A 7,879-nucleotide genomic window follows, 5' to 3' on the forward strand; every position below is an offset into this window, starting at 1 on the left:
GACGAACCCGTCGGCGTCGCGCTCGAGCAGACGGTTGCCCACCCACTCGAAGTAGACGTCGGGAGCGTTGCGCCCGTTGAGGAGGTTCGGCAGCCCGATCGTCTGATACATGTCGTCGTCCTGGAAGTTCAGATCAACCTTCCACCCCTCGTTGGCAGCCTCGAACTGCTCAGCGACCGACTCCCACACACGAATCTGCGCCTCACCAGGCGACCCCATCGCCACCCGAAGCGTCTTATCATCCGCCGCCGACGCACTCCCGGAACACCCGGCAAGAGCGAGAACGACGACACCGGTCGCAGCAATCGCGACGGCGCTGTGCAGCGGCCTGTTCACCGCGAAGGCGGTCGTGGCGGCCCGAAGCGGGCGGGCATGTGCGACTCTGCGCATGTTGTCCCCTCAAGTTAGTAAACTTTNAGCGGCCTGTTCACCGCGAAGGCGGTCGTGGCGGCCCGAAGCGGGCGGGCATGTGCGACTCTGCGCATGTTGTCCCCTCAAGTTAGTAAACTTTCCTATCCCAAGATTAGAACCTAGACACGGTGGTTCTGTCAACGACCGGGACCACACGGATGGGAACGCCGCCCTGTCGGGACCATCATGCGCACGACGTCGCTCGGTCCGCTTCGACTCACACGACGGTCACCCGACGCAGCCGGTCAACGTGTGGTGCGGCCGATTTGACCGGCTCGCACCCGACCGTCCCGCGGGCCGTTGGTGGTGAACGCCCACGGGTGGCAGGAGATCCGGCGAGAGCGAAGACGACCGTTGACACCGTGATCCGCCGCCAGTACGGTGCAGGATAGTAAAGTTTCCTAACTCAGTGGAAGTCGTGCCTCGCGGAGTGGCGAGAGCTCGACCAACCATCGAGTCGGATTCAGAAACACGCTGAAACAGCACAACTGGGAAGGAAAACCATGCGCTTCAAATGGAAGCCGGCGGCCCTCGTCTTTGCCGTACTCGCCTGTCTTGCGAGCGCGACGCCATCCGCACTCGCTGCCCCACCTCTCAACGCACAGAAGGCGACGGTGCTGTACACCTACGATCAGGCGCTGAGCAAGCTCGGTTCATCCGATGCAGAAGCCTCTGTGAAGAAGTACATCGGCTTCGTTCAGGACGCGACGTATCATCCCGCCACCGCGAACCCGGCGGTCGACATGCCGACGGACCTCTCGAACGCCAACACCTTCGTCAACCATGAATTCGACGTCAAGCCGTCTCTCTTTCCGGCGCTTCGCGGTGTGAACACGTCGGTTCTCGACCACAACCGCAAGAACCTCTGGATCGGCACGGATGAGGGCGTCACGAAGATCGACTTGAAGAGCAACAAGACGACGGAGTACAAGACGGCCGATAAGCAGCTCGTCGACGACGACGTGCTGCTGCTCATCTCCGACGGCGGCAAAGGCGTGTTCGCGATCACGGAATCCGGCGTTGCCCGGATCTACCAGTAAGGAAGGGTAGCCACTCCATGACTATCTTGAACAAGAACCTCAAAAGGGTGATCGGCTGCGCTACAGCCGCCGCTTTGCTGGTCTCGCTGCCTGCTATGCCGGCACTCGCGGCCAACCCGCAGGCCGCCTCGTTCTCCGCGGTCAAGCTGGAACCCGCTCGAACGAAAGAGGTCACCTACTACAAGCCCGGGACGGCAACGCCGCCGATCCAATGGGTGACCGACAAGAAGGCGCCGACATTCTTGCCGGCCGCAGTGACCGATGATGTCACGAGCGTCGTGAAGGACGCAGAGGGCGTCTACTGGATCGGAACTCAGAACGGACTGCAGCGCGTCAACTTCGAAGAAGAGGATGAGCGCGACATCGTGCAGTACTTCGCCGGACCACGCTACATGTTCGACGGTGACGATCATGTGACTGCGCTGGCCAGTGACGGACAGGGCGGTGTGTGGGTCCAGAATGCGCGGGGCATCACGCATATCGCGATGCCGTTCAAGACGCTGCGCGAGAAGGCCAACGCCTATGAAGACATCATCCAGGCGGTTCATGATCGCAGAGGGATGACCTCGGATGCGCGGTTCACCTTCACCCCCACCGACGCGGCTCGCGGGATCAACTACAGCGACGGCACGTTCACGTCGCATGCAGAGACGAGCGACAACGACGGACTGTGGACGGCGATGTACGCCATCGGTGAGATCTACCGCTACAGGACGCTGCTCGAGCAGGGCGGCTCGCAGGCGGAAATCGCTGCAGCGAAGAGCGCCGCACTTCGTGCCACGAAAGCAGTGCTGCTGCTCGACTACGTGTCCGGCCGTGGCAATGGCTTTCCGTCACGCTCGTACATGTTGACGAGCGAGGCAGGCGCAAAGACGTCTGACGGCACGGACTTCGGCCTCCAGAGCCAGAACGGATTCTGGTTCCATCCGGTGATGGACGGCTCGCCGAACCCGAACGGCATCATCCCGACCATGGAACGTTTCGATGAGGACGGCCAGCCCATCGAACCGATCGGCTACTCGATCGTCCGCGTGACCAAAGATGCGATGACCAAGATCGGCGGCAAGCTGTTCCCCTCAGGGGGAGACGGCGAGATGAACTACAACGGGCTCACGCTGACGGCGGATGCGGTCGCGAAGCTGAACGCTTCACGACCTGCGGATGCGCAGCTGGGCACTGACATCTATGTGAAGGTGGGCGATTCGGCGCAGCAGGTTCTTCCTGTCATCACCTCGGCCACCAATACCAAGGGGAAGCCGAGCGCTGACACCAACACGAGCGCCACGAATCCGGCCCTGTTCCAGCTCACAGTGCCGGTCTACGAGCAGATCCCGACGTTCTTCAACGACCTGTTCCCAGAGTCGGCGATCAAGGACGGCAACATCGACATGAGCCAGATCGTCTACAAGGCTGACACGTCGTCTGATGAAGTCATCGGACATTATTCGCTGTTCTTTGCGGCCAGCGAGTACCTGGTGGGCGATAGTCGCGATCCTGAAATGCTCGCGCTCAAGGGCATCATCGAGCAGACGACCGAGCGCATGACCGATCTGATCCTGAAAGATGACCACTTCTACATCGAGGATGCGACAGGCAAGTCGACCCTGTGGTCCAAGTGGTTCGCCAAGTATTTCAACGACACGACCGGCGCGATGGAGCAGCGTCCGGAATGGGCCTCGAATGTCGGCGTCGACGCGGACGGCGAAGATTCGCTTTCATACGGCTTCGAGGATGCGCCGCTGAATGCGCTCGAAGTGATGTCCATGCTCAAGACAGCCAGCAATATCATCGGCAAGCAGGAGTACAAGGATGCCTATGATGCGCTGTTCGACGCTTCGGGGTACAGCAAGGAAGAGCCATATATCAACGGCAAGGGGTATATCGGCATGGCGAACGAATACATCGACCGCCGTCTTGTCAGGCAAGCGACGAATGCATACGGGATCAACAACAATGAATTGGTGACCCGGGACAACTATGGCGCCGCCTATGCCGAAGCCGGTGACGACGTCGAGGATCGTTCCAACATCAACGCCACTGTGCACAATGATTGGACGCAGTACATCAACTACTCCGACGAGGAGCTGGCTTGGTTCGCGCTGTACCCGCTCATTCTGCAGGAGAACGATCCGACCAAGCGGCCGCAGATCGTCGAGGCATTCGATCAGTGGTACGCGAATGAGGTGCGTGAGGAGAACCCGTACTACACGTTCCTGTACCAGCTGGCACACCCGAAGAGCAAGGACATCGATCTCCAGTCGGCCGTTCGATACCTGTCTCGTCAGTACGAGTATCAGGTCGAATTCCCGGTGCAGATGAACCGCCAGGATGTCTTCTATATCGAGCCGGGCGATCGCGACGATTACAAGCAGACGAACTACGTGCTGCCGCCTGACGAGCGACGCGCAATGAAGAACAACGGCAATCCGTTCGAAGCCGAGCACCAGGCGACCGGCGTGTATCCCAATTACGATTACACCAACGGGAGTTTCGTCGTCGGATTCACGTTCACGCTGCCCTACTGGATGGGCCGCTACCACGGCATCATCAAGGAGTAGCGCGACTCGAGTCGCATGAGAAGGCCACCACACGGGCGTTGTAACAACGTCGTGTGGTGGTCTTCTCGCTTCTATGCGAGGTGTTTGACACCTTGGCTCCCCGCCAGTAATGTGTGGATAGTAAAGTTTCCTAACTCTGGGAGGATGGCGATGAACGCAACGGTACCAAGCGACAGCCGCGGCCCGGCGCCCGCATTGCCAGGCTTGCTGCGCACTATGAACAACCGCGTCGTGCTCGATCTTCTGGTCGAGCACGAGACGTTGAGCCGCAGCGACGTGCGCACGCTTACAGGGCTCTCGAAGCCCACCGCCTCGTCGCTGCTTCAACGGCTTGAAGAGAGCGGCCTCGTGCGCCCGAGCGGGTTGGGTGATACCGGTCCCGGAGGCCGTGCACCGCAGCTCTACCGCATCAATCCGACCGCCGGGTATGCCGCCGCCGTCGACGTTCGCCCGGGGAGCGTGCGGGTGCGCATCTCGAACATCGCGGGGGCCATGGTCACGGAGTGCGTAGACGAGAACGATCAGGTCGAACACGGCCCTGAGAGTGCCGCGGCCATCATCCGGTCCTGCTGCGACTCGGCAGGACTCTCCCCCGCCCAGCTCGACGCGATCGTCGTCAGCGTGCCCGGTTCCTACGACATCGCGACCGACACTCTCAGCTACGTCGACCACGTGCCCGGCTGGCAGCACCCCTCCGTCGGCGCCGAGCTGCGGATGCTGTTCCCCGACGCGTCGGTCGCCATCGAGAACGACGTGAATCTCGCCGCGATCGCCGAGCGGCGTGCCGCCTTGGGTGAGTCCGACAGCTTCTTCCTCTTCTGGCTCGATGACGGCGTCGGCGGAGCGATCATGATCGACGGGGCGCTTCATCGCGGCACCCGCGGCGCGGCGGGCGAGGCCGCATTCCTGCTCATTCCCGGTGCCGTGCTCGATGCTGAGAGCCGCACAGAGGGAGCGCTCGAGCGCCTCGTCGGCGATCAGGCATTGCGCGGTCTCGCCGCCGGCGCCGGGCACGAGGCAGCGACCGCAGCCGAGGCGCTCCGTGCACTGCTCGATGATCCCACCGCAGCGACTGCCGTCGCCGAGCTCTGCAACCGCTACGCGTGCGCCATCGCCTCGGTCGTCGCATTGCTCGACCCGGCGCGCATCGTGCTCGCCGGCAAGCTCGCGCGACTCGGTGGCGAAGGGCTGCGCGCCGAGATCGCCCGGCAGCTCGCCGAGATCATGCCCGCGGCTCCGCAGCTCACCGTCACCGTGGCGACCGACACTCCGATCCTCGACGGCGCGATGCTCATGAGCCTCGGGATCGCGCGCGACCGGGTGTTCACGACATGAGCGGGCGGCGCATTCGACTGGCCGTCGTGGGCGGCGGCTCGACCTACACGCCCGAGCTCGCGGACGGTATCGCTCGCCTCGGCAAGACCCTCCCCGTCGAGGAGCTCGTGCTGGTGGACCCTGACCCCGCGCGCATCGAGGTCGTCGCTGGGCTCACATCGCGCATACTCGCCGCTGCCGGCAGCACCTGCCACGTCACCACGACTGCCGACATCTCGGCGGCCGCGGAGGGCGCAGACGCAGTGCTCGTGCAGCTGCGCGTCGGCGGGCAGGCCGCGCGCGGTCGCGACGAGAGCTGGCCGCTCGAGTGCGGCTGCATCGGCCAGGAGACGACGGGGGCCGGCGGACTCGCCAAGGCGCTCCGCACGATCCCCATTGTGCTCGACATCGCCCGTCAGGTGCGTGCCGTCAACCCCGACGCCTGGATCGTCGACTTCACCAACCCCGTCGGGATGGTGACTCGTGCGCTGCTCGACGACGGGCATCGCGCGGTCGGCCTGTGCAACGTCGCGATCGGCTTCGAGCGGCTCTTCGCTTCGCTGCTCGGCGTCGAGCCAGAACGAATCGAGCTCGACCACGCCGGGCTCAACCACCTCAGCTGGGAGCTTGGCGCGCGCATCCGGCATGACGACGGGACAGCAACCGACGTGCTTGATCGTCTCATCGACGCGCACGGCCATGCGCTCGTCGAAGAGACCGAGCTGCCCCTCCCCCTGCTGCACTCCGAGCGCGTCATCCCCTCGTACTATCTGCGCTACTACTTCCAGCACGACGAGCTCGTATCGCTCGCCGCCGACCGGCCCTCGCGCGCCGCGCAGGTCGCGGCGCTCGAGGCTGAGTTGCTCGAGCTGTACGCCGATCCCGCACTCGATCGCACGCCCCCGCAGCTGCGCGGCCGGGGCGGTGCCTACTACTCGGATGCCGCGGTCGGCCTGCTCGCGAGCCTGCTCGGCTCGGGCACAGCACGCGATCACATCGTGAACGTGCGCAACCGCGGCATCCTGCCGTTCCTCGACGACGAGGCGGTCATCGAGGTGCGTGCGAAGGTGGGGCCGGACAGCATCATCCCGCATCCGCTGCCCGTGCCGCCCCCACTCGTCTCGGGGCTTGTCGCGCATGTCGCGCGCTATGAGCAACTCGGCGTGGAAGCCGCGCTGCACGGCGGTCGCGACCGTGTGGTGCGGGCGCTTCTCGCGCATCCCCTGGTGGGGCAGTACGCGACCGCGCAGGCGCTCGCCGACCGGCTCATCGCCGAGAACAAGGAGTGGCTGCCATGGGCGCAGTGAACGAACCGCGACTGCTCGCCTTCGACGGCGGCAACAGCAAAACCGACGTGCTGCTGGTCGCCTTCGACGGCACGGTCATCGCGCGCGCGCGTTCGGGGCCTTTCGCACCTCACATCATCGGCGCGGGTCCCGCCGTCGCCAAAGTGGCGCCTGCTGTGGAACACGTGCTCGGGATCGCGGGCCTCACCCGTGTCGACCTCGTCGCCGGCTATCTCGCCAATGCCGATCTCCCCGAGGAAGAGGCGGCGATCGCCGATGCGATCGCGTCCTACGGATGGGCTCCCGGTGTCGAGGTGTACAACGACACCTTCGCGATGCTCCGAGCGGGCACCGACGCCCCAGCGGGCGTTGCGGTCGTCTGTGGGGGCGGCATCAATTGCGTCGGGATCGCGCGCGACGGGCATCACGTGCGCTTTCCTGCGCTCGGCCGCGCCACCGGCGATTGGGGCGGCGGGTTCGCGATCGGCAAAGAAGTGCTCTGGCATGCGAGCCGCCACGAGGACGGCCGCGGCCCGGCGACCCTGCTCACCGACCTCGCCGCACGGCACTTCGGATGCTCGTCCGCCGTCGAGGTCGCGACAGGCATGCACCTCGGCACCATCGACAGTGATCGCATGCACGAACTTGTGCCCCTGCTGTTCGCTGCGGTCGACGCGGGCGACTCCGTCGCGGCCGGAGTCGTGCAGCGTCAGGCCGAAGAGATCGCACTGATCGCGACCACGACGATCCGCCGCATCGGCGCACTCGACGACCCCATCGACGTCGTGCTGGGCGGCGGCATGCTCACGAGCCGTCACCCAGCGCTCATCGAGCCCGTGCTCGAACGCATCCGTGCGGTCGCGCCGAGCGCCGTCGTCTCGATCGTCACCGATGCGCCAATCGTGGGCTCCGCGCTTCTGGGCCTCGAGCACCTGGACGCGCTCGTGGGACAGCGCGGCTCCGCCCCCGCCCGCCGTGAACGGCTGCGGGCCACGCTGGACACCCCTCACGAAGTGCGCCGGCATGACATGCCGGACCTCGTGGCCAGCGCATAGGGTCGGCCCTGCAGGGCTGGAAACGATGGAGAGCGGATGCTGTGTGCATCCGCTCTTCGTTGTTTGTGGTGTTATTTGATGCTGCCGGCGGTGAGGCCTTCGGTGATCTGTTTGTTGAAGGCGATGTAGATGATGATCATCGGGATGGTGACGATCGAGAGGGCTGAGAAGAGGAGGCTGTAGTCGGTGACGTAGCGGCTGGAGAATGCGAGCAG

At 64.4% G+C, this 7,879-nt stretch carries 5 protein-coding genes and 1 pseudogene; 5 read left to right on the plus strand and 1 reads right to left on the minus strand.

What is annotated here, in order from left to right:
• Nucleotides 1–219, minus strand: a pseudogene (locus tag ACH3VR_RS23185) (ABC transporter substrate-binding protein); the annotation flags it as partial.
• A gap of 695 nt (nucleotides 220–914) precedes the next feature.
• Between ACH3VR_RS23185 and ACH3VR_RS23190 the strand changes: the two are divergent.
• The 5 genes from ACH3VR_RS23190 (at nucleotide 915) to ACH3VR_RS23210 (ending at nucleotide 7,664) form a co-directional block, all read left to right on the plus strand.
• The gene (locus ACH3VR_RS23190; RefSeq protein WP_397558714.1) at nucleotides 915–1,451 is read left to right on the plus strand and encodes a hypothetical protein; all 537 of its coding nucleotides are present in this window, start codon (nucleotides 915–917) and stop codon (nucleotides 1,449–1,451) included.
• A gap of 17 nt (nucleotides 1,452–1,468) precedes the next feature.
• Nucleotides 1,469–4,009, plus strand: a complete 2,541-nt coding sequence (locus tag ACH3VR_RS23195; RefSeq protein ID WP_397558715.1) for a hypothetical protein — start codon at nucleotides 1,469–1,471, stop codon at nucleotides 4,007–4,009.
• A 216-nt stretch (nucleotides 4,010–4,225) separates the two neighbouring features.
• Nucleotides 4,226–5,344, plus strand: coding sequence for an ROK family transcriptional regulator (locus ACH3VR_RS23200; RefSeq protein WP_397558716.1), 1,119 nt, complete (start codon nucleotides 4,226–4,228; stop codon nucleotides 5,342–5,344).
• Nucleotides 5,341–6,630: a family 4 glycosyl hydrolase gene (locus tag ACH3VR_RS23205; RefSeq protein WP_397558717.1), complete on the plus strand. Its 1,290-nt coding sequence runs from the start codon at nucleotides 5,341–5,343 to the stop codon at nucleotides 6,628–6,630. The genes ACH3VR_RS23200 and ACH3VR_RS23205 overlap by 4 nt, the downstream gene beginning before the upstream one ends.
• Nucleotides 6,618–7,664 (plus strand): N-acetylglucosamine kinase, encoded by a 1,047-nt coding sequence (locus ACH3VR_RS23210; RefSeq protein WP_397558718.1) that lies wholly within the window; start codon nucleotides 6,618–6,620, stop codon nucleotides 7,662–7,664. Before ACH3VR_RS23205 ends, ACH3VR_RS23210 begins: the two co-directional genes overlap by 13 nt.
• Nucleotides 7,665–7,879: the final 215 nt, after the last annotated feature.

The organism is Microbacterium alkaliflavum (genome assembly GCF_044325405.1).
GTDB classification, from domain to species: Bacteria; Actinomycetota; Actinomycetes; order Actinomycetales; family Microbacteriaceae; genus Microbacterium; species Microbacterium alkaliflavum.

What these genes read in the sequence shown, in the direction of transcription:
- ACH3VR_RS23190 (WP_397558714.1), top strand. Translation starts at nt 915, where the DNA reads ATGCGCTTCAAATGGAAGCCGGCGGCCCTCGTCTTTGCCGTACTCGCC.
- ACH3VR_RS23195 (WP_397558715.1), top strand. Translation starts at nt 1,469, where the DNA reads ATGACTATCTTGAACAAGAACCTCAAAAGGGTGATCGGCTGCGCTACA.
- ACH3VR_RS23200 (WP_397558716.1), top strand. Translation starts at nt 4,226, where the DNA reads ATGAACAACCGCGTCGTGCTCGATCTTCTGGTCGAGCACGAGACGTTG.
- ACH3VR_RS23205 (WP_397558717.1), top strand. Translation starts at nt 5,341, where the DNA reads ATGAGCGGGCGGCGCATTCGACTGGCCGTCGTGGGCGGCGGCTCGACC.
- ACH3VR_RS23210 (WP_397558718.1), top strand. Translation starts at nt 6,618, where the DNA reads ATGGGCGCAGTGAACGAACCGCGACTGCTCGCCTTCGACGGCGGCAAC.